This is a genomic window from Methylobacterium sp. Leaf87 (assembly GCF_001422775.1).
In the GTDB taxonomy this organism is placed as follows: Bacteria; Pseudomonadota; Alphaproteobacteria; order Rhizobiales; family Beijerinckiaceae; genus Methylobacterium.
Window position 1 is genome coordinate 97,930 of sequence record NZ_LMMI01000045.1, and the last position, 20,155, is coordinate 118,084.

Genomic DNA, 20,155 nt, shown 5'->3' on the forward strand with positions numbered 1-20,155 from the left:
CACTCAGCCTCCGGCCTTGTCCTCGGCGGGCACGTCCACCGTGCAGGACACGGCCTGCACCGCCGTGTTGGCCGCCGGCCTCTGGCTCGGCAGGGCGGCGATCACCCGCACCACCACATAACCCTTGGCGTCCGGCGCCACGATGCGGACGTCACGGGTGACGTCGTTCTCGTCCGCGTTGGCGAGCGCCTCGTCGTACTGGGCACGGGTGAGCACCACGAGATCGAGGGCACCGCGCACGGCCGCTTGGTCGGTGACCGCGTAGAAGGCGCCGCGCCGGCCGTGGACGGCGAGGGACAGCATCAGCGGCCCCGTGCGGGCAGAGACCCGCATGGGGCCATCGGCGAGATCGTAGGCGCAGATGCCGACCGCCACGGCCGGATCGGGAATGGGCAGCCACGCCTCGGGGGGCGAGGGGGTGTCGCCGGTGGCCAGCGTGTAGACCGGCATGGCGTGATCGAGTGTCTCGCCCGTGCGTGCCCGCGATAGGGCATCGGCTTCCGACAGGCGGGGGATCAGGAGGACGGCACCGATATGGACGAGCCCCGCCAGCACGAGACCCGTGGCGGTGGCGAGGAGGAAGCGGCCGCGGGGCGTCATGCGGCGCATCCCGTGCGGGTGATGGCCGGCAGGGACGTGCGATCGAGGGTCCCGGCGCTCGCGGCCACGGGCGTGTCGTAGAGGCGCAGTGCGAGACGCACCGGCCCGCTGGCACGCGGCATCGCCAGCCAGTTGCCCGCCTGGACCTCGGGCGAGAGGGTGATGACGAAGCGCCCGTCGCGGTCGCGTAGGATCTCCGTCGAGGTGTAGCCCTCGCGTACGATGGTGCGGGCGGGATCGCGTGGGCCGCGCCCGGCGACCGTCACGGTCCAGGCCCGGGCGGGCGGTGTGATGCCCGCGATGCTGTAGGTACAGGTGGCGTCCAGGGTCTGCCCCTCGTCGTCCTGGGCGGCGGTGAGCAGCATCCCTTCGCCGACCGCCAGGGGAATCTCGCCCCGGCGGGCGTTCACGGCCCGGGCATAGGGATCGGCCCCCACGGAACCGGTGCGGGGCCACGCCGTCCATGCGCCGACGGCGACGCCCCCGAACGGGTACCCGCCCCGGGTGGCGTAATCGGCGGTGGCGAGCCCGATCCCTGCCCCGAGGGCGAGGGCGTAGAGGACGAGGCTGACGGTGGAGGCTCGGCGTACGCCGTCACGCGCCACGGCGGCGATACGCGCGCCGATGGTCCGCACACCGGCGTTTCCGGCCTCCGGGCGGGCGGGCGCGACCATGTCGGCGGCTTTCATCGAACCTGAGCTCTCACGCTTACGGAGTGGCGATGCGGCCGAATGCCGGGCGTGTCCCGTCGGCCACGTTGCCGGCCGCGCGCGGGGACGCGCCGCTGGCCTCGACGGTGCGGAACAGGCCGTTGACGCCGCCGATGACCTCGAAGGAACGCCGCGACAGCTTGCCGGCGGCGCTGGCCGCCGGATTGATCGGGGCGGCAGTCGGTGTCTGGGCCACGGCGCGCCCGACCTCCTTGAGGCCCGGCATCGGCTTCAGTTCGATACCCTGGTGGGCGATCTCCATCACATCGTGCCAGGCCATGGCGGGGAGCGAGCCGCCGGTCATCTTGTTGGTGGAGGTGTGGTCGTCGTTTCCGAACCAGACCGAGCCGACATAGTTGCCCGTGTAGGCGACGAACCAGGCATCGCGATACGCGTTCGTGGTACCGGACTTGCCCGCGACCTTGATGCCCTCGAGCTGGGCGCGCTTGCCGGTGCCCTCCTCCACCACCTTGGTGAGCATGTAGTTCATGTCGGCCACGACCTGGGTCGAGAGTACCTGCTCGACCGCCTCGTCGGCGTGGCGGTAGATCACCTCGCCGGATGAGTTCTTCACCTCCATGGCGGCGTAGGGCTTGGCCTTGCGCCCGCCGTTGGCGAACACCGCGTAGGCGGCGGCCTGATCGATGACGTTGACCTCGGCCGAGCCGATGGGCAGGGACACCGAGTTCGTCGGCAGCGGCGTCGTGATGCCCATGCGGTGGGCGGTCTCGACGATCTTGACCCGGCCGGCGGTGGCGGCCGCGAAATCCCCCTTGATGCCCATGCCCTTGCCGATGGCGATGGAGATCTGGATCGGGATGGTGTTGATGGATTTGGCCACCGCCACCGTGAGGTTGGTCGGGCCGGAGAACGAGCGGCCGTAATTCTGCGGGCACCAGTCGCCGAGGCAGACCGGGCGGTCGACGACCCGGGTGTCGGGCCGGTACAGGCCGGACGCGAGGCCTGCGGCGTAGACGTAGGGCTTGAACGAGGAGCCCGGCTGCCGCAGGGCGTCGGTGGCGCGGTTGAACTGGCTCTCGCCGTAATCGGCCCCGCCCACCATGGCACGCAGCGCGCCATCCGGGTCGAGGATCACCATGGCGGCCTCGTCGACGTCGTACTGGTCGCCGTAGCGGCGCAGGGTGTTCTGCACCACCTCGTCGGCGCGCTTCTGGATCGTGAGGTCCAGCGGCGTCTTGACCGTGAGCACGCGGTCGCTGCGGAAGCGGCCCGCATCGGCCATGCCCTTGATCTCGCCGAACGCCCAGTCGAGGTAGTAGTCCGCCGTGATGTCGCGGGTGCGGGTCACCGGAGTGGCCGGGTTGCGCAGGGCCGTCTGGATCTGGCCCTCCGTGACGAAGCCGGCCTCGACCATGTTGTGCAGCACGTCGACGGCGCGGGCGCGGGCGGCGGGCAGGTTGACGTGGGGCGCATACTTCGTCGGCGCCTTGAACAGACCGGCCAGCATGGCGGCTTCGGCGAGGGAGATGTCCTTGAGCGGCTTGCCGAAATAGTAGTCGGCGGCCGCCACGGCGCCGAAGGTGCCGCCACCCATATAGGCGCGGTCGAGATAGAGCTTCAGGATTTCGTTCTTGGTGAGGTGGCTTTCCAGCCACAGGGCGAGGAAGGCCTCGTTGATCTTGCGCTCGAGGGAGCGCTCGTTCGTCAGGAACAGGTTCTTGGCGAGCTGCTGCGTGATGGACGAGCCGCCCTGCGTGTTGCCGCCGCCGCGCGAATTCGAAACCAGCGCGCGCGCCGTGCCGATGGGGTCGATGCCCCAATGCTCGTAGAAGCGCCGGTCCTCCGTCGAGACCAGGGCCTTGATCATGATATCGGGGAAGTCGTCGAGCTTCAGCGAATCGTCGTGCTTGATCCCGCGCCGTCCCACCTCGGCGCCGTAGCGGTCGAGGAAGGTGACGGCGAGATCCTGGGTCTTGAGCCAGTTGTCGCTGGTCTGGTTGAAAGCGGATTGCGCCAGCGCCAGCATCAATACCGCGCCGCCGGTACCGAGCGTCATCGCCTCGCTGGTCAGGTCGAGGACACCGCGCTTCCAGCCCCGCACGGCGAAGACGTTCATACGCTCCTGGAAACGCTCGTAGGTCTCGCCGGCCGAGCGGCCGCTGTCGTAGAGACCCGCGTTCACCCAGGCGTCGAAGGCCAGGGCCGCACGCTTGAACCGCGTCGTCAGGGAAGTGGCGTTGGGCAAGCGCACGATCTGTTCTTCACGTCCCTGGAGGGCAGCCCGATCCGGTCCGCACCGCGGCATTCAATCTATCAAGCCGCGCATCGGTTCGCGAGACACCCGATACCATGCGCAACGCACCGGCGGCATGGCACGTCGCCGCGCGCACCGGCTCAAGATCGGATTAACCTTGACGCGGGAATGGGGCGCGCCGGTGGCGCTTGCTCATTGGGACGCGTTGCGGCAAGGGAACCCTTCGCCCGTCCCACCGCACATCCTGACCTTGGGGTTCCCGAATGCGGGATCGCACGCCCGCACGCCCGTCCGGGCCGCCGGCTTCCACCGAACCGTTCTGGCGCACCAAGACGCTGGATATGATGACGCCCGCCGAGTGGGAGAGCTTGTGCGACGGTTGCGGCCGTTGCTGCCTCCTGAAGCTCGAGGACGAGGACACGGGCGAGGTCTACCATACGGATGTGGGCTGCACCTTGCTCGACGGGCACGGTTGCCATTGCCGTGATTATCCCCGCCGGCAGAAGCGGGTGCCGGATTGCGTGCGCCTGACGCCGGAGGCCGTACGGACGATCCCGTGGCTGCCGCCGACCTGTGGGTACCGCCTCGTGCGCGACGGCGAGGACCTGCCCGACTGGCATCCCCTGGTGAGCGGCCGGGCAGCCAGCGTCCACGAGGCCGGCATCTCCATCCGCGGTCGCGTGTCGGGCAACGAGGAGGAGTTCACCGCCGACGAACTCCTGGACCGCATCGTGACCTGGCCGGCCCGCACGCCCGAGACCGAAGACCCCGAAGACTGAGTTTTTACGCGGTTTCTCGGCTTCGCCAAGCTTCAGGGCGCCAGGGTGAAGCGATCGACGTCGCGCAGGAGTTCGAGGACCGCGCGGGCGCCGTGATCGAGGGCGGCGTGTCCCGCCTCGGCCGTCCCGAGGCGCGCATCGCCGATGGCCCCGGCCGGGTTGAGATCCCCCGCCTTCCAGGCAAAGGCCGCCGGGCGCCCGGCTCGGAGGTGCGTGAACGCCTGCTCCATCTCGAGGGTGCGCGGTGTGAAGTCGGCGATGCGGTCGATCCGCACGCGGTCGGGGCAGAGCGCCAGCATCAGGGCGGTCTCGATGCCCCCGCCATGGATGCCGTGCCGGATCTCGGCTTCGGGAAACAGGCCCTCGGGATAGCCGAAGCGGCTCCAGGCGGTGGTGACGGCGACCATGTCGAGGCGGGCGCGCAGGTCGGCGGCCACGAGATCGATGAGGCCGCTGTTGCCGCCATGCGCGGTGACGAGGACGAGCTTGGTGCAGCCGGCCCGGTGAATCCCGGTGCCGATCTCGCCCCATGCGCCGAGCGCCGTCGCGCTCGTGAGGCTCAGGGTCCCCGGAAACGCGTCGTGCTCGTCGGACTTCCCGATGGCCTGCACGGGCAGGACGAGGACGTCGAGATCATCGGCCGGCAGGGCCATGAGTCGGGCGAGGTAGCCCTCGGCGATGTCGAGATCGGTGGAGAGGGGGAGGTGCGGGCCATGCTGCTCTATGGCGGCCACGGGCAGCACGGCGATGGTGCGGCACATATCTCGATGCCGAAACTCATCGGTCGTCAAAGCGGACCATGGACGAATGGACATCTGGCTGGTCTCCTCGGTCTCATTCCTCCGCCGAAAAGCGGGCTGAACCGGCAAGATCCTCGGTACAGTAACGAACCCTTATGGTCGCGTGACCTAAGGTTAATGGAAACGACGCCACGACCGGTCCTGCATGAGCCCGACATCTCGCACGCGCAATCCCGGACCGACCAAAGATCGGTCGAGTCCGGAGCGAAACGCCCGACGCCAGAGATTCGGCGCACTCATCGATGCACCTGCCGATACGGAACGGCTGCTGCAGGAGATCGCTCGCCTGCGCGCGATGCTCGACACCAATTCGGACTGGATCTGGGAGGTGGATGCCCAGGGGCGCTACACCTACGCCTCGCGTCATTCCCTGGTGCTTCTCGGCTACGAGCCGCACGAGATCATTGGCCGGACGCCGTTCGACTTCATGCCGCCGGACGAGGCCGAGCGGGTGGGGAGTGCCTTCGCCGAGATCGTGCGCGAGAAGCGCTCCTTCGCCGGACTGATCAACCATAACCGCCACCGGGACGGCCGCATCGTCGTCCTCGAGACGAGCGGCGTGCCGCTCTTTGACGCCGACGGCGTGCTGCAGGGGTATCGGGGGATCGACCGGGACGTCACCACCCAGGAAACGGAGCGGACGCGATTGCATCACCTCGCCCGCCGGGACGACCTGACGGGGCTCGGCAACCGATTGGCCCTGCGCGAGCGGTTGAGCGAGGCCATGACAGAGCCGGCGACGGACTTTGCCGTGATCCTGTTCGACCTCGACCATTTCAAGCCGATCAACGACACCCTCGGTCACGCCGCGGGCGACCTGCTGCTGACCCTGCTCGCCGGCCGAATCGCCTGCTTGGCGGCACCGGCACGGATGTTCCGCCTCGGCGGGGACGAGTTCGTCATCGTCGCGCCGGACGGGGCACTGGCCACTACCATCGTCGAGCGCGCCCACGCGGGCCTCGCACAGCCGTTCGAGGTGTACGGAGCCTCGGTGCGGATCGCGGCCAGTTTCGGCATCGCCACCTGTCCACCGAACGCGGTAAGCCCGGAGGAAGTTCTGGCCCGGGCCGATACGGCCCTGTACGAAGCGAAGGCCCGGCGCCCGGCACCCGAGGCTGAGCACCACGTCCCCACCGGAGAGTAGACAGCGCCAGCGAGACTGGTGCGGCTCGCCTCAGCGTGTCCGGCGCATGAGCCACCCGGTGGCGAAAGCAGCGGCGGCGACCACCAGCAGCGTGGTGTTCCGGTTGTCGTCGGCTCGGGCTGCGATATCCCGGCCCCGCCGCACCGCTTCGTCACGGTAGCCGCGTCCGCGCTCCCGCAGATCCTCGGCACGATCCTGGACCTCGCTCGCCACGGCCCGACCCCGGCTGCGGGCCTCGTCGATGAACTGCGTGCCGTCGCGATGCAGGCCGTCCGCGGTCTCGCGAGCCCGGCCATACCCGTGCTGGAGCGTCCCGGCGACCTGATCCACAGCGCCGCCGATCTGCTGACGCGGACGCCCGGTCACGGCGCCCAGGGCCGTCCGGCCGCGCCCGCGCAGGTTGCGCAGGCCGCCCTCGAATTGATCTCTGTTCATTCCGGTTCCTCTCTGCCGCAGCGGACCCGATGTCCGCGGCGCTGAATGCCCCGAGCCAAGCACGGCCCGCCGATGGGGCTCCGGTCAGATCTTCTTCACGGCATCGGCCGCGCTCTGGGCCGCGTTCTTGATGCCGTCCTTGGCATCGCCGACGGTCTTCTGCGCTTCGCCCTTCAGTTCCTGGGCCTTGCCCTCGGCCTGAAGCTTCTCGTTGCCGGTGACGGAACCGACGCCCTGCTTGATGTTGCCGACGGCCTCGTTGGCCAGACCCTTGATCTTGTCCGTCGTGCTGCTCATCGAACTCTCCGTGAATGGGCCAGGATCTGGGCCGACGACCAGGGAGGCGACCGTCTGCCACAGGCCAAGCGCAACCGTGCAGCACCCAAGAATGTTCCGGTCCGGCCCACCCCGGCGACTCAGCTCCCCGTCGATTGCTGCAGCGCACGCTTAGTCCTTTGCATCGCAAGATCACCGTCCGGTATCGCTATTCAGTCATGGCTATCTCAAATTTTTTACATGGGTATCGAAAAAAATTTACAGAAGAGCGCAAGATGGCGTCACGGCGAAGCTGCTTGAATTCAAAATAATTGCGGTTAGAACCGTGCGGCATTACCAAAAGTTGATCCAAGGACAACGCCATGACCGCGCGCACCGCTGCGCCCGTCCCAGGTGGGACCGCCTACGCCGCCTCTCCGACGATCGCCGCCCCCCCGTTCGGCCGCTGGGGCCAGCTCGTGATCGGCGTCATCTGCATGGTGATGATCGCCAACCTCCAGTACGGCTGGACGTTCTTCGTCCCCGACATCCAGAAGAAGTTCGAGCTTCATCACGCGTTCTCCTCGGAAGCGGGAGCCTCGGGAGCCGGGGCGTCGGCCGCTGGGGCCAGCTCGTGATCGGCGTCATCTGCATGGTGATGATCGCCAACCTCCAGTACGGCTGGACGTTCTTCGTCCCCGACATCCAGAAGAAGTTCGGCTTCGACCGCGCCGCGATCCAGTGGGCCTTCACCCTGTTCGTGCTGTTCGAGACCTGGCTCGTCCCCGTCGAGGGCTGGTTCGTCGACAAGTACGGCCCGCGCGTCGTGGTCCTGTTCGGCGGCCTGCTCTGCGGTATCGGCTGGGTGATCAACTCCTACGCCGAGACCCTGAACATGTTCTACCTCGGCCAGGTGGTGGCCGGCATCGGTGCGGGCGCCGTCTACGGCACCTGCGTCGGCTCGGCCCTGAAGTGGTTCCCGGACAAGCGGGGTCTTGTTCTACCTCGGCCAGGTGGTGGCCGGCATCGGTGCGGGCGCCGTCTACGGCACCTGCGTCGGCTCGGCCCTGAAGTGGTTCCCGGACAAGCGGGGTCTSGCCGCCGGCATCACCGCCGCCGGTTTCGGCGCCGGCTCGGCTCTCACCGTCGCGCCGATCCAGTGGATGATCGCCGAGAACGGCTTCCAATCCGCGTTCTTCAGCTTCGGCATCGGCCAGGGCCTCATCGTCATGGTGCTGTCGGCGTTCCTGGTCTCCCCGAAGAAGGGGCAGGTCGCAGAGGCGGCGAGCAATGCCAGCGTCGCCCAGACCCGGCGCAACTACACCCCGGGCGAGGTCGCACGCCAGCCGATCTTCTGGCTGATGTACTTCATGTTCGTCATCGTGGGTGCCGGCGGCCTGANCCCAGACCCGGCGCAACTACACCCCGGGCGAGGTCGCACGCCAGCCGATCTTCTGGCTGATGTACTTCATGTTCGTCATCGTGGGTGCCGGCGGCCTGATGATCACCGCCAACCTCAAGCCCATCGCGGCCGACATCGGCGTCGACAAGGTGCCCGTCACGATCATGGGCATCACCATGGTGGCCATCACYTTCGCGGCCACCATCGACCGGGTGCTCAACGGCCTGACCCGCCCGTTCTTCGGCTGGGTGTCGGACAAGATCGGCCGCGAGAACACCATGTTCATCGCCTTCGCCATGGAAGGCTTCGGCATCTACATGCTCTACCTCTGGGGTCACGACCCCCTGTGGTTCGTGCTGCTCTCGGGGTTCGTGTTCTTCGCCTGGGGTGAGATCTATTCGCTGTTCCCCTCGACCTGCACCGACACCTTCGGCACCAAGTTCGCCGCCACCAATGCCGGCCTGCTCTACACCGCCAAGGGCACGGCGGCCCTGCTGGTNGGAAGGCTTCGGCATCTACATGCTCTACCTCTGGGGTCACGACCCCCTGTGGTTCGTGCTGCTCTCGGGGTTCGTGTTCTTCGCCTGGGGTGAGATCTACTCGCTGTTCCCCTCGACCTGCACCGACACCTTCGGCACCAAGTTCGCCGCCACCAATGCCGGCCTGCTCTACACCGCCAAGGGCACGGCGGCCCTGCTGGTCCCCGCCGCCAACTATCTCCAGCAGAGTTCGGCGAGCTGGGACGGGGTGTTCCTGGTCGCCGCCGGCGCCAACATCCTCGCCTCGCTGCTGGCCATCGCCGTGCTGAAGCCCTGGCGTGCGCGCTATATCGCCCGGAACGCCTGAAACCATGGCGCGCTGGCTTCGCTACACCCATGGCGGTCGAGACGGCTTCGGCCGCCTCGACGGGGAGAGCATCGCCGTCTACGAGGGCGATCTCTTCTCCACTCCGACTCCCACGGGCGAGACTATGCCGCTCGCCGACGTCACCCTCGACCTTCCCTGCCGGCCGTCGAAGCTCATCGCCCTGTGGAACAATTTCCACGCGGCGGCCGAGAAGCAGGGGCTGGAGCGGCCGGAGGCTCCCCTGTTCTTCGTCAAGCCGCCCAATACCTACCGGGCGAGCGGGCAGGCCGTGACGATCCCGGACGGCCTCGGCCGCATCCTGTTCGAGGGCGAACTCGGCATCGTCATCGGCCGGCGCGGACGCGATCTCAGCCCCGAGGCGGCGGCCGAGCACATCTTCGGCTACACCTGCGTGAACGACGTGACGGCGCTGGAAGTGCTCAAGGCCGATCCGAGCTTCGTGCAATGGACCCGCTCGAAGGGTTTCGACGGATTCGGTCCGTTCGGCCCGGTCATCGCCACCGGCCTCGACCCGGACGCCCTCTCCGTCGCCGTGCGGGTCAATGGGCGCGAGCGCCAGCGCTACCCGCTCGCCGACATGATCTTCAAGCCGCGGGAGATCGTCGCCCTGGTCTCGCGGGGCATGACCCTGGAGCCCGGCGACCTCATCGCCTGCGGAACCTCCAACGGTGCGGGTCCGATCCCGAAGGGCGCCACCGTCGAAGTTGACATCGAGGGCATCGGCGTACTGTCGAACGCATTCGCGTGACGGATTTGACGAACACGAATCTGAGGACACCCACATGAGCATCGCCATTGTCGGCGCCGGCGCCATCGGCGGATTCCTGGGCGTACGCCTCGCCAACGCGGGGGAGAACGTCACCTTCATCGCGCGCGGCGCCAACCTCGACGCCATCAAGACCAACGGGATGCGCCTGATCGAGGAGAACGGCTCCGAGATCCACGTGAAGAACCTATCGGCCACGAAATCCATGGACGAGGCCGGCGTGCACGACATCGTGCTGCTGACCGTCAAGGCGCATCAGGTCGGCCCCATCGCCGCCGATCTGCACCACCTCATCGGACCCGAGACCATGGTGGTGACCATGCAGAACGGAATCCCGTGGTGGTACTTTTCCGGCGGCCACGGCGGGGACCTGACCGGCACCCACCTGGAGACGGCCGATCCGGGCGGCCTCATCGCCCAGCACCTCGATCCGAAGCACGTCATCGGTTCCGTGGTCTATCCGGCCGCAATCCTGACGGAGCCCGGCGTGGTGCAGGTGATCGAGGGCCACCGCTTCGGTCTCGGCGAACTCGACGGCACCATGAGCCCGCGGGTCCAGTCCCTGGCCCAACGCCTCATCAAGGCCGGCTTCCGCGCGCCCGTCACCTCCGACATCCGGGCGGAGATCTGGCTCAAGCTTTGGGGCAACCTCAGCTTCAACCCGATCTCGGCGCTCAGCCACGCCACCCTCGTGGACATCTGCCAGTTCCCCGAGACCCGGGCACTCGCCACCGACATGATGCGCGAAGCGGAAGCGATCGCGGGCAAGCTCGGCATCACGTTCAAGCTCGGCATCGAGAAGCGCATCGCCGGGGCCGAGAAGGTCGGCGCCCACAAGACCTCGATGCTGCAGGACGTCGAGGCGGGCCGACCCATCGAACTCGAGGCGCTGGTCGGATCGATCATCGAGCTCGGGCGCCTGACCGACACCCCGACCCCGCATATCGGCACCGTCTACGCCCTGATGCGCCTGCTCGCGCAGAGTTTGGACCGGGCGCAGGGACGCCTGTCCATCACGGCCGCCTGAATTTTTCGAGCGATTTCAAGGACACATCTTCCATGGCCGAGAACGCCACCACCCTCCACGCCTTGATCCAGGCCGGCGCCGACGAGGCCACCGCCCTGTCGAGCCCCGGCGGCGTGCCCCTGACCTTCGGTGCCCTGCGCGCCTTGACCACGCGCACCATCGCGGCCCTGAACGCCCAGGGCATCGGCCGGGGCGACCGCGTCGGCATCGTCCTCGACAACGGTCCCGAGATGGCCGCCGCCTTCATCGCCATCGCGGCGGGCGCCACCTCGGCACCGCTCAACCCGAGCTACAAGGCGGACGAGTTCACGTTCTACCTCTCCGACCTCGACGCCCGGCTGCTGGTGGTGGCCGAAGGCTCCGAGACGCCGGCCGTGGCCGTCGCCGAGAAGCTCGGCGTGCCGGTGGTGCGCCTGCGCCCGACCCCGGAAGCAGGGGCCGGCTCCTTCACCCTGGCGTTCTCGGGTGAAGCCGTCGCGCCCGCCGCCAACGGTGGTCCGGCGCAGCCCGACGACATCGCCCTGGTGCTTCACACCTCCGGCACCACGTCGCGCCCCAAGATCGTGCCGTTGAAGCAGTCCAACGTCTGCGCCTCGGCCCGCAACATCCGGCAGGCGGTGGCCTTCACGGCGGGGGATCGCGGCCTCAACATCATGCCGCTGTTCCACATCCACGGGCTCATCGCGGGTATCCTGGCGCCGCTCTCGGCCGGCGGTCAGGTTTCCTGCACCCCGGGCTTCAACGCCCTGAAGTTCTTCGGCTGGATGGGTGAGGTCCGCCCGACCTGGTACACGGCGGTGCCGACCATGCATCAGGCGATCCTCGGCCGTGCCTCCCGCAACCGGGAGGTCATCGAGGCGAACCCGCTGCGGTTCATCCGCTCGTCCTCGTCCTCCATGCCGCCGCAGGTGATGAAAGAGATCGAGAACACCTTCGGCGCCCCCCTGATCGAGGCCTACGGCATGACCGAGGCCGCCCACCAGATGGCCTCGAACCCCCTGCCCCCGAAGCCGCATTACGCCGGCTCCGTCGGCCTCGCCGCCGGCCCCGAGATCGCCATCGTGGACGAGGACGGCGAGCCGCTTCCCGCCGGCGAAATCGGCGAGATCGTCATCCGGGGCGACAACGTGATGGCGGGCTACGAGAACAACGACAAGGCCAACGCCGAGGCCTTCACGAAGCAGGGCTGGTTCCGCACGGGCGACCAGGGCTCGCTCACCCCGGAAGGCTACCTCTCGCTCACCGGACGCCTCAAGGAGATCATCAACCGGGGCGGCGAGAAGATCTCGCCGCGCGAGGTCGACGAGATCCTCATGGACCATCCGGCCGTGTCGCAATGCGTGACCTTCGCCATGCCGCACGACAAGCTCGGCGAGGATGTCGCGGCCGCCATCGTCCTGCGCGAAGGCCAGACGCTGGCGGAGAAGGATCTGCGGGGCTTCGCCCTCGAACGTCTCGCGGCCTTCAAGGTGCCGGCCAAGATCCTCATCCTGGACGAGATCCCCAAGGGTGCGACCGGCAAGCTCCAGCGCATCGGCCTGGCGCAGAAGCTCGGGCTCGTGTGAGCCCGCCCTTCCCGGGCTGAAGCCTCAGGCGGCGGGCGGCACCTTCTCGGGTGCCGGCCCCGGCCGGGCACGGCCGAAATCGGCTTCGGCCGTCTCCTGGCCCATGGCGACGATGCCCTTTCGGATGGTGCGGGTGCGGGTGAACAGCTCGTGCAGGGCGTCGCCGTCGCCCCAGCGGATGGCGCGGGCGAGCGCGGCAAGATCCTCGTTGAACCGCCCAAGCATCTCCAGCACCGCGTCCTTGTTGGTCAGGAACACGTCCCGCCACATGGTCGGATCGGAGGCGGCGATGCGGGTGAAATCGCGGAACCCGCCGGCCGAGAACTTGATCACCTCGGACTGCGTCACGGCCTCGAGGTCGGCGGCCGTGCCGACGATGTTGTAGGCGATGAGGTGCGGCACGTGGCTGGTGATGGCGAGCACGAGGTCGTGGTGCTCGGGCGTCATGGACTCGACGATGGCGCCGAGCCCTTCCCAGAAGGCCTGAACCCGCGCGGTGGCCGCAGGGTCCGTGTCTTCGGGCGGGGTGAGGATGCACCAGCGCCCCGAGAACAGGGTCGAGAACCCGGCATCGGGCCCGGAATACTCGGTGCCCGCCACCGGATGGGCCGGCACGAAGGCGACGCCCTCGGGAATGTGCGGCGCCACGGCCGCGACCACCGAGGCCTTCACGGACCCGACATCGGACACGATGGCGCCGGGCTTCAGAGCGCCGCCCATGGCCTCGGCCACGGCCCCGACGGCGCCCACCGGCACGCACAGGATCACGAGGTCCGCCCCCGTCACGCCGGCCGCGACGTCGTCCGTGGCCGTATCGGCGAGGCCGAGGGCCCGAACGCGCTCCAGCACGCCCGGATTGCCGTCGATGGCCACGATGGTCCGGGCGAGGCCGTACTGGCGTGCGCCCCGGGCGATGGACGAGCCGATCAGCCCGAGCCCCACGATGGCGAGGGTGTCGACGACAGGTGTGGCGAGCTCAGGCACGTGGGGCGGCCCCGAGGAAGTCGGTGAGCGCGGCGAGGAAGGCCGCGTTGGCCTCGGCGCTGCCGACGGTCACGCGCAGGGCATGGGGCAGGCCGTAGGACGAGACCCGCCGGGTGATGATCCCCCGGGCGGTCAGGAACGCGTCGGCCTCCGCCGCCGAGCGGCCGGCTTCATCGGGGAAGTGCACCAGCACGAAGTTGGCGACGCTCGGCGTCACGGTGAGTCCCAGGGTTGTCACACCCTCGACGAGCCGGGCGAGCCACGTGTCGTTGTGGGCGATCGCCCCCGCCACGTGCACCTCGTCGGCGATGGCCGCCGCCCCCGCGGCGATGCCGGGGCCGGACAGGTTGAACGGCCCGCGGATGCGGTTGACCGCGTCGGCGACCTCGCCCGGGGCGACCATCCAGCCGATGCGCAAGGCGGCCAGACCGTGGATCTTCGAGAAGGTCCGGGTCATCACCACATTCTGGGATTCGAGCACGAGGTCGAGGCCGGCACTGTAATCGTTGGCGCGGACATACTCGGCATAGGCCCCGTCGAGGACGAGAAGCACGTGCGGCGGCAGGCCCGCGTGCAGGCGACGGACCTCGTCGAACGGCAGGTAGGTGCCGGTCGGGTTGTTGGGGTTGGCAAGGTAGACGATCTTCGTGCGCGAGGTGACGGCGGCCAGCATCGCGTCGACATCGGCCGTGAGGTCGCGCTCCGGCACCACGACGGGCGTGGCGCCGGCGGCCAGGATGGCGATGCGGTAGACGAGGAAGCCGTGGGCGCAGAAGATCCCCTCGTCGCCCGGCCCCAGATAGGCGTAGGCGAGGAAGGACAGGAGTTCGTCCGACCCGGCGCCGCAGACGATGCGGGCGGGATCGAGGCCGTAGCGCCGGCCGATGGCATCGCGCAGGCGCGCCGAGGTGCCGTCCGGATAGAGTTCGAGCTTGCCCGACGCTTCCCGCAGGGCGGCCAGGGCCAGCGGGCTCGGCCCCAGGGGCGTTTCGTTGGACGAGAGCTTGTGGATCTTGTGCGCCCCCGGCACGCCGCTCTTGCCAGGCACATAGGCCTCGATGGCGAGGACGCCCGGGCGGGGCACCGGGCGGGTGGAGATGGGGGTCTCGGGGGACAGGGCGGAGGACATGGAACGGGCCGGGGTGATCGCGAGGGGCACCGTCTAACAAAGCTTGCCGGGCTTGACGAGGCGAGGCCGCGGTTCAGCGGCCCTTGCGCAGGGGTCGGACGAAGCCGGGGCCGCCCGGGGTGAAGCCCGTGGCGCGGCAGAAATCGGCAAGGTTGGCGGAGTCGGCCGACGCTACGACCTGAAGGGTGTCGCACTCGGCCATGCGGGCTGCCTGCGAAGCGGCCTTGAGCAGGAGCCGTCCGATGCCGCGCCGGCGCTGCTCGGCTCCCACGAACAGGGTGGTGATCTGGGCGACGGGACGGGCCTCGGCGACGCTCCGGTACCAGTGCAGCACCACGAGGCCGCTCGGCGGCCCCCATTCCTGTGCGACGAGCGCGACACTCGGCCCGGTCCGTATCGCTTCCAGGCGCTCGGCCAGGGCTTCGGCCGGCATCGCAAGCCCGATCTCGGCGAGCAGCACGGCGAGGCCGGGCGCATCGGCGGCGCTCGCGGCACGGATCTCGAGGCCGTAGCGGCTAGCCAAGATGCGATCCGGTTACAGGATGGGGTTCGTTTGTCGGTCCGCCGGCTCGTGCCTCCGCCCAGGCCCGGTCGCGCTCGCCCTGCGCGGTCCGGATTGCGGCGCTCTGCCGTTCCTGCTCGGCATGAAGCGCCCGCAGGCGCCGGGCCTCCCGCGCCGCCAGCTTGCGCCGACGCGCCTCGGCGGCACGCTTCTGGGCCTGCAACTCCTCCACGGTGATCGGGGCGGGCGGAGCCTTCGGCTCAGGCGCAGTCGTGGAGGCGGTCTTGGATGCGCGCCAGGCATTGGAGGGCGCCGGCCGCGTCCTCGGTGCGTCGAACGCCTCCGCCTGCGCCAGGGTCAGACCGGCGGCGGCGGCGATGCGGGCGGCGGCGGCCCGGCCGGCCGCACGCTCGCCCGGCGTCGCACCGCGCTCCATCAGTGCCCGGCACTTGGCGAACCGGTCCCGGTCGAGGGGAGGCCACGCGCTCACGGGCGGCTCAGCGCTTCTTGTTGCCGCGCGGGCCGGTCAGAACGGGCGTGTTCACCCGGTTCTCGTCCAGGAGCTTGCGCCAGCGCGACAGGCGCTCGGGATCGAGACGGCCTTCGGTCACCGCCGCCTGGACGGCGCAGCCGGGCTCGTGCGCGTGGGTGCAGTCGCGAAACCGGCACAGTGGCGCCAGTTCGACGATCTCCGCGAACAGGGTCTCGATCCCGTCCGCCGCGTCGCTGACGTGGAGGGTGCGCATTCCCGGCGTATCGATGACCCAGCCGCCGGCCGCGATGGCGTGGAGCGAGCGCGCCGTGGTGGTGTGGCGGCCTTTGGCGTCGTGCTCGCGGATGCCCCCGGTGAGCTGGGGCTCCTCCACGCCGTCGCCCGCCAGGGTGTTGACCAGGGTCGACTTGCCCACCCCGGAGGAGCCGACGAGCGCCACGGTCCGGCCGGGCCCGCACCACGGCGCCAGGGCCGCGATGGCGTCCGGCTCGCGGGGGTTGATCATCACCACGGGCAGGTCGCGCTGGAGGGCCTCGGCCGCGCGGCGGTAGGTCTCGGCGTCGGCGGCCGTGTCGGCCTTCGTCAGGAGGATCACCGGTTCGGTCCCGGCCTGGTTGGCCAGCGCCAGGTAGCGCTCCAGCCGGGCCGGATTGAAGTCGGCGTTGCACGAGGTGACGATGAACAGGGTGTCGACGTTGGCCGCTGCGAGCTGCGGGACCTTCGAGCCTTCGACGCGGCGCGCCAGCAACGTTCGCCGCTCCAGTCGGCTCAGGAGGGTGCGGGCGGCGGGATCGATGAGCACCCAGTCGCCCACGGCGTAGGCGCCGGTGTTGGTGTTGTGGTCCAGGGCGAGCTTGACGGAGCCCTCCGGCCCGATGGCGCTCATGCGCGAGCGATGGACCATGCCGATGCGGGCCGGCATACCCGGCCTGTCGGCGATCTGATCGGCGAAGAACGGGGACCAGCCCAGGGCGATCAGAGCGTCGGGCAGGGCGTTCACGGGCTCGGGCAACGGTTTGAATTCCTTGGACAGGGCGGCGCGTTGCAGCGGAGACGAAGACGTCCGCCGTAAAACGCTTCACCGCTTCGTCGGGTGGACGACGCCGAGACATCTCTTCGCAACGACGACACCCCCTCGACCTGGCAGGATGTCGATTCACGTCTACACCGTTTCGACGTGGTATGCGGGTTCGACGCGCGTCCATCCCCCGATGACGCACGCCCCGATGACGCATGGTTTCGTTGACGCTCGGCGAGGCGCACACTACCTCCATCTGCGACGCGACGGCTCCGCACGCCGCCGGGATGTCGCCTCCCCTCCTCCGCATGGCGACCGCCCACTTCGTCCCGCGACCTCCCCCGTCAGATCTCCCCCTCATGACCATGTCGCTCGATCCTCCCACCCAAACCCGAGCCGAGGCGACCGATACGGACGGCCCCCCGGTGATCGAGGCCAAGGCGCAGGCCACCCAGGGGCATCTGGCGCAATTCGGCCTGGACGAGCCCCTGGCGACGGATGCCGGCGTGGCCCTCGCGCCGTTCCAGATCGCCTACCAGACTGCGGGTACCCTCAACGCCGACCGCTCCAACGCCGTGCTCATCTGCCACGCGCTGACGGGCGACCAGCATTTCGCCCACACCCATCCGGTGACGGGCAAGCGCGGCTGGTGGGAGACCCTCGTCGGGCCGGGCAAGCCCGTCGACACGGATCGGTACTTCGTCGTCTGTTCCAACGTCGTCGGCTCGTGCATGGGCTCGACGGGCCCGGCCTCCATCGAACCGACGACGGGCCGGGCCTACGGCCTCGATTTTCCCCTGGTGACCATCCGCGACATGGTCCGCGCGCAGGCGATGCTCCTCGACCGCCTCGGCATCGAGAAACTCTTCCTGTGTATCGGCGGCTCCATGGGCGGCATGCAGGTGCTGCAGTGGGCGGCCCTCTACCCCGAGCGGGTGTTCGCCGCGATGCCCATCGCCACGGGGGCACGGCACTCGGCCCAGAACATCGCCTTCCACGAGGTCGGCCGGCAGGCGATCATGGCCGATCCGGCCTGGGCCGAGGGGCGCTACCTCGAGGCCGGCACCCGTCCCGCCAAGGGCCTCGGCGTCGCCCGCATGGGCGCGCACATCACCTACCTGTCGGAACCGGCCCTGCACCGGAAGTTCGGACGGCGCTTCCAGGGCGGGTCGGCGCCCACCTTCTCGTTCAACGCCGATTTCCAGATCGAGAGCTATCTGCGCCACCAGGGCCTCAGCTTCGTCGAGCGTTTCGACGCCAATGCGTACCTGTATCTCACGCGCGCCATGGACTATTTCGATCTCGCCGCCGACCATGGCGGCGTGCTCGCCAACGCCTTCCGGGGTACGAAGACCCGTTTCTGCGTCATGTCCTTCACCTCCGACTGGCTGTTTCCCACGGCCGATTCCCGCGCCATCGTGCATGCCCTCAACGCGGCTTCGGCGGCGGTGGCCTTCGTGGAGGTCGAGAGCGACAAGGGGCACGACGCATTCCTCCTCGACGAGCCGGTGATGTTCGGCGCGGCGCGCGGCTTCATCGACGCCGCCGCCCGGGCGCGCGGTCTATGAGAACCTCGCTGTGAAGTCCCACCGCGTCGTCGCCCCGGCCCCATGGGATGCCGCGGCCTCCCTGCCGCGCGGCGACCTCGGGAGCGCGCGGGTCGATCACCTCGTGGTGCTCAGCCTCGTGGCCCCGGGTGCCCGGGTCCTCGACATCGGTTGCGGCGACGGCACCCTGCTGGCGCTCCTGCGCGACCGGCGCGGCATCGACGGGCGCGGCATCGAACTCTCGCGCGAGGGCGTCAACGCCTGCCTCGCGCGCGGGCTGCCGGTGATCCAGGGCGACGCCGACACCGATCTGGCGAACTACCCCGACGACGCCTTCGACGTGGTGGTCCTGTCCCAGACCATCCAGGCGACGCGCAACCCGCGCATCGTCCTCGAGCACCTCTTGCGCATCGGCCGGCAGGTGGTGATCTCCTTCCCGAATTTCGGACATTGGCGGGTGCGTGCGGAGTTGGCCTTTCGTGGCCGCATGCCGGTCACCGCCCTGATGCCGGAAGAGTGGTACGAGACCCAGAACATCCACCACTGCACCATCCGGGACTTCGTCGGCCTGTGCCGGACGGTGGGCGCGCGGATCGAGAAGGCCACGGCCCTCGACGCGCGCGGCCGGCCCATGCGTTTTTCCATGCCGTGGTGGGTGTGGAACCTCATCGGCGCACAAGGCGTGTTCCTGCTGAGCCTGGACGCCGGCGAGACGCCCCCGCAACCGTGAAAGCCGTGGCCCCGCGTCCGCGCGGCCCGATTCAAGGAGGAGAGCCATGGGATACGACGCGGCCTTGACGTCGGCGGGGACCGCCGCCCTCCTGCCGGGAATTCCCACCTTCGAGTCGCCGTTCCTGGATTGCGACGGCTTCGTCCCGGCGATGAGCCCGGAGCACCTGTCCGTCGCGCGCCAGCTGCGCGAGCAGGGTTATGCGGTCATCGACTTTCCCGACGCCCATTTCGACGCCCGCGCCGCCGCGATCCGCGCCGCCCTGGACGGAGGCTTCGACTGGGCGCGGTGGCGCGCCACGGGCTTTGCCGCCAACGAGGGATTGCGGGTTCAGGACGCCTGGAAGACCCAGCCCGACGTGATGGCGCTCGCGGCCAACCCCGCGGTCCTCGATCTCCTGACGGCGGTGTTCGGGCGCGAGGCCAAGCCGTTCCAGACCCTCAACTTCCCCGTCGGCACCCAGCAGCAGACCCATTCGGACGCCTCGCATTTCAGCTCGGTGCCGGAGAAGTTCATGTGCGGCGTCTGGGTCGCCCTGGAGGACATCGAGGCCGATGCCGGGCCGCTGATCTACTATCCCGGCACGCACAAGTGGCCGGTGATCAACAACGAGCACCTCGGCGTCACGGCCCTGCACTTCCAGAACGGCAACGCCTGGAAGCCCGGCAACGCCTACGATGCGACCTGGAACGCCCTCCTCTCCGCCCACAAGCGCGAGCCCAAGACCTTCCTCGCCCGAAAGGGGCAGGCGCTCATCTGGGTCGCCAACATCCTCCACGGCGGCGCGCGCCAGACCAATCCGGACCGGACCCGGTGGTCACAGGTGACGCACTACTTCTTCGACGGGTGCGCCTACTACACGCCGTTCTTCTCGGACCCGTTCCACGGCAACATCCTGTTCCGTGAACCCATCGACATCCGGACGCGGGAGCCCATGCGCAACGTCGTCGGCGGAGCCCCGATCGATCCGGACTTCGTTTCCGAGGCGACGGACCGGGCCAAGCGCGTGGCCGGCGGCCATGAGGCCCACCGCTCGCAACTCGCCGAGGCCCAGGCGGAACTCGCCTACCACAAGGACCGGGTGGAGCGCCTGCGCGCCTCCCTGTCCTGGCGGATCACCGCGCCCCTGCGCAGCGACGCCGTGCAGCGGGTCGGCCGATGGTTCTCCCGCCCGCGGGTCTCGTGAC

The 20,155-nt window shown here is 69.2% G+C and carries 20 protein-coding genes and 3 pseudogenes; 12 read left to right on the top strand and 11 right to left on the bottom strand.

Annotated features, from left to right (window positions below):
- Positions 1–3: 3 nt before the first annotated feature.
- Genes ASF22_RS17045 through ASF22_RS17055 form a run of 3 tightly spaced genes read right to left on the bottom strand, consistent with a single transcriptional unit; the run spans position 4 to position 3,522 of the window.
- Positions 4–600 (bottom strand): hypothetical protein, encoded by a 597-nt coding sequence (locus tag ASF22_RS17045; RefSeq protein ID WP_056267069.1) that lies wholly within the window; start codon positions 598–600, stop codon positions 4–6.
- A complete protein-coding gene (locus tag ASF22_RS17050) occupies positions 597–1,289 on the bottom strand; it encodes a DUF1214 domain-containing protein (protein ID WP_244473887.1) in 693 nt (230 codons plus the stop codon). Before ASF22_RS17050 ends, ASF22_RS17045 begins: the two co-directional genes overlap by 4 nt.
- A 19-nt stretch (positions 1,290–1,308) precedes the next feature.
- Positions 1,309–3,522, bottom strand: a complete 2,214-nt coding sequence (locus ASF22_RS17055; RefSeq protein ID WP_056176913.1) for a PBP1A family penicillin-binding protein — start codon at positions 3,520–3,522, stop codon at positions 1,309–1,311.
- 266 nt (positions 3,523–3,788) lie between these two features.
- Between ASF22_RS17055 and ASF22_RS17060 the strand changes: the two genes are divergently transcribed.
- A complete protein-coding gene (locus ASF22_RS17060; protein WP_056266557.1) occupies positions 3,789–4,304 on the top strand; it encodes a YcgN family cysteine cluster protein in 516 nt (171 codons plus the stop codon).
- A 32-nt stretch (positions 4,305–4,336) separates the two neighbouring features.
- On the opposite strand, the gene ASF22_RS17065 is transcribed toward ASF22_RS17060, so the two are convergent.
- Positions 4,337–5,119 (bottom strand): creatininase family protein, encoded by a 783-nt coding sequence (locus tag ASF22_RS17065; RefSeq protein WP_056176294.1) that lies wholly within the window; start codon positions 5,117–5,119, stop codon positions 4,337–4,339.
- Positions 5,120–5,249: 130 nt separating this feature from the next.
- On the opposite strand from ASF22_RS17065, the gene ASF22_RS17070 reads away from it, so the two are divergent.
- Positions 5,250–6,248 carry a sensor domain-containing diguanylate cyclase gene (locus tag ASF22_RS17070; protein WP_244474329.1) on the top strand — a complete coding sequence of 333 codons (999 nt, stop codon included), beginning with the start codon at positions 5,250–5,252 and terminating at the stop codon, positions 6,246–6,248.
- Between the two features lie 30 nt (positions 6,249–6,278).
- Here ASF22_RS17070 and ASF22_RS17075 read toward each other — a convergent pair whose 3' ends face one another.
- Positions 6,279–6,683: a general stress protein CsbD gene (locus ASF22_RS17075; protein ID WP_056266561.1), complete on the bottom strand. Its 405-nt coding sequence runs from the start codon at positions 6,681–6,683 to the stop codon at positions 6,279–6,281.
- 84 nt (positions 6,684–6,767) lie between these two features.
- Positions 6,768–6,980 carry a CsbD family protein gene (locus ASF22_RS17080; RefSeq protein WP_056266563.1) on the bottom strand — a complete coding sequence of 71 codons (213 nt, stop codon included), beginning with the start codon at positions 6,978–6,980 and terminating at the stop codon, positions 6,768–6,770.
- Positions 6,981–7,321: 341 nt separating this feature from the next.
- Between ASF22_RS17080 and ASF22_RS17085 the strand changes: the two genes are divergently transcribed.
- The 7 genes and pseudogenes from ASF22_RS17085 to ASF22_RS17110 all read left to right on the top strand — a co-directional run bounded on the left by ASF22_RS17085 (position 7,322) and on the right by ASF22_RS17110 (position 12,565).
- Positions 7,322–7,576 carry a hypothetical protein gene (locus ASF22_RS17085; protein WP_056266567.1) on the top strand — a complete coding sequence of 85 codons (255 nt, stop codon included), beginning with the start codon at positions 7,322–7,324 and terminating at the stop codon, positions 7,574–7,576.
- Positions 7,577–7,590: 14 nt separating this feature from the next.
- Positions 7,591–8,339, top strand: a pseudogene (locus ASF22_RS25000) (MFS transporter); the annotation flags it as partial.
- 69 nt (positions 8,340–8,408) lie between these two features.
- A pseudogene (locus tag ASF22_RS25005) lies at positions 8,409–8,839 on the top strand (oxalate/formate MFS antiporter); the annotation flags it as partial.
- A 1-nt stretch (position 8,840) separates the two neighbouring features.
- Positions 8,841–9,186: pseudogene (locus tag ASF22_RS25010) on the top strand (oxalate/formate MFS antiporter); the annotation flags it as partial.
- 4 nt (positions 9,187–9,190) lie between these two features.
- Complete coding sequence (locus ASF22_RS17100; RefSeq protein WP_056266573.1) at positions 9,191–9,955, top strand: fumarylacetoacetate hydrolase family protein; 765 nt, start codon at positions 9,191–9,193, stop codon at positions 9,953–9,955.
- A 34-nt stretch (positions 9,956–9,989) separates the two neighbouring features.
- The gene (locus tag ASF22_RS17105) at positions 9,990–11,000 is read left to right on the top strand and encodes a 2-dehydropantoate 2-reductase (protein ID WP_056266575.1); all 1,011 of its coding nucleotides are present in this window, start codon (positions 9,990–9,992) and stop codon (positions 10,998–11,000) included.
- 32 nt (positions 11,001–11,032) lie between these two features.
- Positions 11,033–12,565 carry an acyl--CoA ligase gene (locus tag ASF22_RS17110; RefSeq protein WP_056266578.1) on the top strand — a complete coding sequence of 511 codons (1,533 nt, stop codon included), beginning with the start codon at positions 11,033–11,035 and terminating at the stop codon, positions 12,563–12,565.
- Positions 12,566–12,589: 24 nt separating this feature from the next.
- Here ASF22_RS17110 and ASF22_RS17115 read toward each other — a convergent pair whose 3' ends face one another.
- From ASF22_RS17115 to rsgA, 5 genes are all read right to left on the bottom strand, one after another.
- Positions 12,590–13,549 (bottom strand): prephenate/arogenate dehydrogenase family protein, encoded by a 960-nt coding sequence (locus tag ASF22_RS17115; protein ID WP_056266581.1) that lies wholly within the window; start codon positions 13,547–13,549, stop codon positions 12,590–12,592.
- Positions 13,542–14,678: a histidinol-phosphate transaminase gene (locus tag ASF22_RS17120; RefSeq protein ID WP_056266584.1), complete on the bottom strand. Its 1,137-nt coding sequence runs from the start codon at positions 14,676–14,678 to the stop codon at positions 13,542–13,544. The genes ASF22_RS17115 and ASF22_RS17120 overlap by 8 nt, the downstream gene beginning before the upstream one ends.
- Positions 14,679–14,751: 73 nt before the next feature.
- Positions 14,752–15,201, bottom strand: a complete 450-nt coding sequence (locus ASF22_RS17125; protein WP_056266586.1) for a GNAT family N-acetyltransferase — start codon at positions 15,199–15,201, stop codon at positions 14,752–14,754.
- Complete coding sequence (locus ASF22_RS17130; protein WP_244473884.1) at positions 15,194–15,670, bottom strand: hypothetical protein; 477 nt, start codon at positions 15,668–15,670, stop codon at positions 15,194–15,196. The genes ASF22_RS17125 and ASF22_RS17130 overlap by 8 nt, the downstream gene beginning before the upstream one ends.
- A gap of 7 nt (positions 15,671–15,677) precedes the next feature.
- A complete protein-coding gene (rsgA, locus tag ASF22_RS17135; RefSeq protein ID WP_244472904.1) occupies positions 15,678–16,685 on the bottom strand; it encodes a ribosome small subunit-dependent GTPase A in 1,008 nt (335 codons plus the stop codon).
- Between the two features lie 365 nt (positions 16,686–17,050).
- Between rsgA and ASF22_RS17140 the strand changes: the two genes are divergently transcribed.
- The 3 genes from ASF22_RS17140 to ASF22_RS17150 are packed head-to-tail and all read left to right on the top strand — an operon-like array spanning position 17,051 to position 20,154.
- Positions 17,051–18,259 carry a homoserine O-acetyltransferase gene (locus ASF22_RS17140; protein ID WP_156647836.1) on the top strand — a complete coding sequence of 403 codons (1,209 nt, stop codon included), beginning with the start codon at positions 17,051–17,053 and terminating at the stop codon, positions 18,257–18,259.
- Between the two features lie 10 nt (positions 18,260–18,269).
- The gene (gene metW, locus ASF22_RS17145; protein ID WP_056176260.1) at positions 18,270–18,968 is read left to right on the top strand and encodes a methionine biosynthesis protein MetW; all 699 of its coding nucleotides are present in this window, start codon (positions 18,270–18,272) and stop codon (positions 18,966–18,968) included.
- A 46-nt stretch (positions 18,969–19,014) separates the two neighbouring features.
- Positions 19,015–20,154: a phytanoyl-CoA dioxygenase family protein gene (locus tag ASF22_RS17150; RefSeq protein ID WP_200927158.1), complete on the top strand. Its 1,140-nt coding sequence runs from the start codon at positions 19,015–19,017 to the stop codon at positions 20,152–20,154.
- The last annotated feature ends 1 nt before the right edge of the window (position 20,155 follow it).

Excerpts from the sequence above, each read along its gene's own strand:
- ASF22_RS17050 (WP_244473887.1), bottom strand. The coding sequence starts at position 1,289 with ATGAAAGCCGCCGACATGGTCGCGCCCGCCCGCCCGGAGGCCGGAAAC.
- ASF22_RS17075 (WP_056266561.1), bottom strand. The coding sequence starts at position 6,683 with ATGAACAGAGATCAATTCGAGGGCGGCCTGCGCAACCTGCGCGGGCGC.
- ASF22_RS17060 (WP_056266557.1), top strand. The coding sequence starts at position 3,789 with ATGCGGGATCGCACGCCCGCACGCCCGTCCGGGCCGCCGGCTTCCACC.
- ASF22_RS17150 (WP_200927158.1), top strand. The coding sequence starts at position 19,015 with ATGGGATACGACGCGGCCTTGACGTCGGCGGGGACCGCCGCCCTCCTG.
- ASF22_RS17140 (WP_156647836.1), top strand. The coding sequence starts at position 17,051 with ATGACCATGTCGCTCGATCCTCCCACCCAAACCCGAGCCGAGGCGACC.
- ASF22_RS17070 (WP_244474329.1), top strand. The coding sequence starts at position 5,250 with ATGAGCCCGACATCTCGCACGCGCAATCCCGGACCGACCAAAGATCGG.
- ASF22_RS17100 (WP_056266573.1), top strand. The coding sequence starts at position 9,191 with ATGGCGCGCTGGCTTCGCTACACCCATGGCGGTCGAGACGGCTTCGGC.
- ASF22_RS17045 (WP_056267069.1), bottom strand. The coding sequence starts at position 600 with ATGACGCCCCGCGGCCGCTTCCTCCTCGCCACCGCCACGGGTCTCGTG.
- ASF22_RS17105 (WP_056266575.1), top strand. The coding sequence starts at position 9,990 with ATGAGCATCGCCATTGTCGGCGCCGGCGCCATCGGCGGATTCCTGGGC.
- ASF22_RS17110 (WP_056266578.1), top strand. The coding sequence starts at position 11,033 with ATGGCCGAGAACGCCACCACCCTCCACGCCTTGATCCAGGCCGGCGCC.
- ASF22_RS17065 (WP_056176294.1), bottom strand. The coding sequence starts at position 5,119 with ATGTCCATTCGTCCATGGTCCGCTTTGACGACCGATGAGTTTCGGCAT.
- ASF22_RS17120 (WP_056266584.1), bottom strand. The coding sequence starts at position 14,678 with ATGTCCTCCGCCCTGTCCCCCGAGACCCCCATCTCCACCCGCCCGGTG.
- ASF22_RS17080 (WP_056266563.1), bottom strand. The coding sequence starts at position 6,980 with ATGAGCAGCACGACGGACAAGATCAAGGGTCTGGCCAACGAGGCCGTC.
- ASF22_RS17085 (WP_056266567.1), top strand. The coding sequence starts at position 7,322 with ATGACCGCGCGCACCGCTGCGCCCGTCCCAGGTGGGACCGCCTACGCC.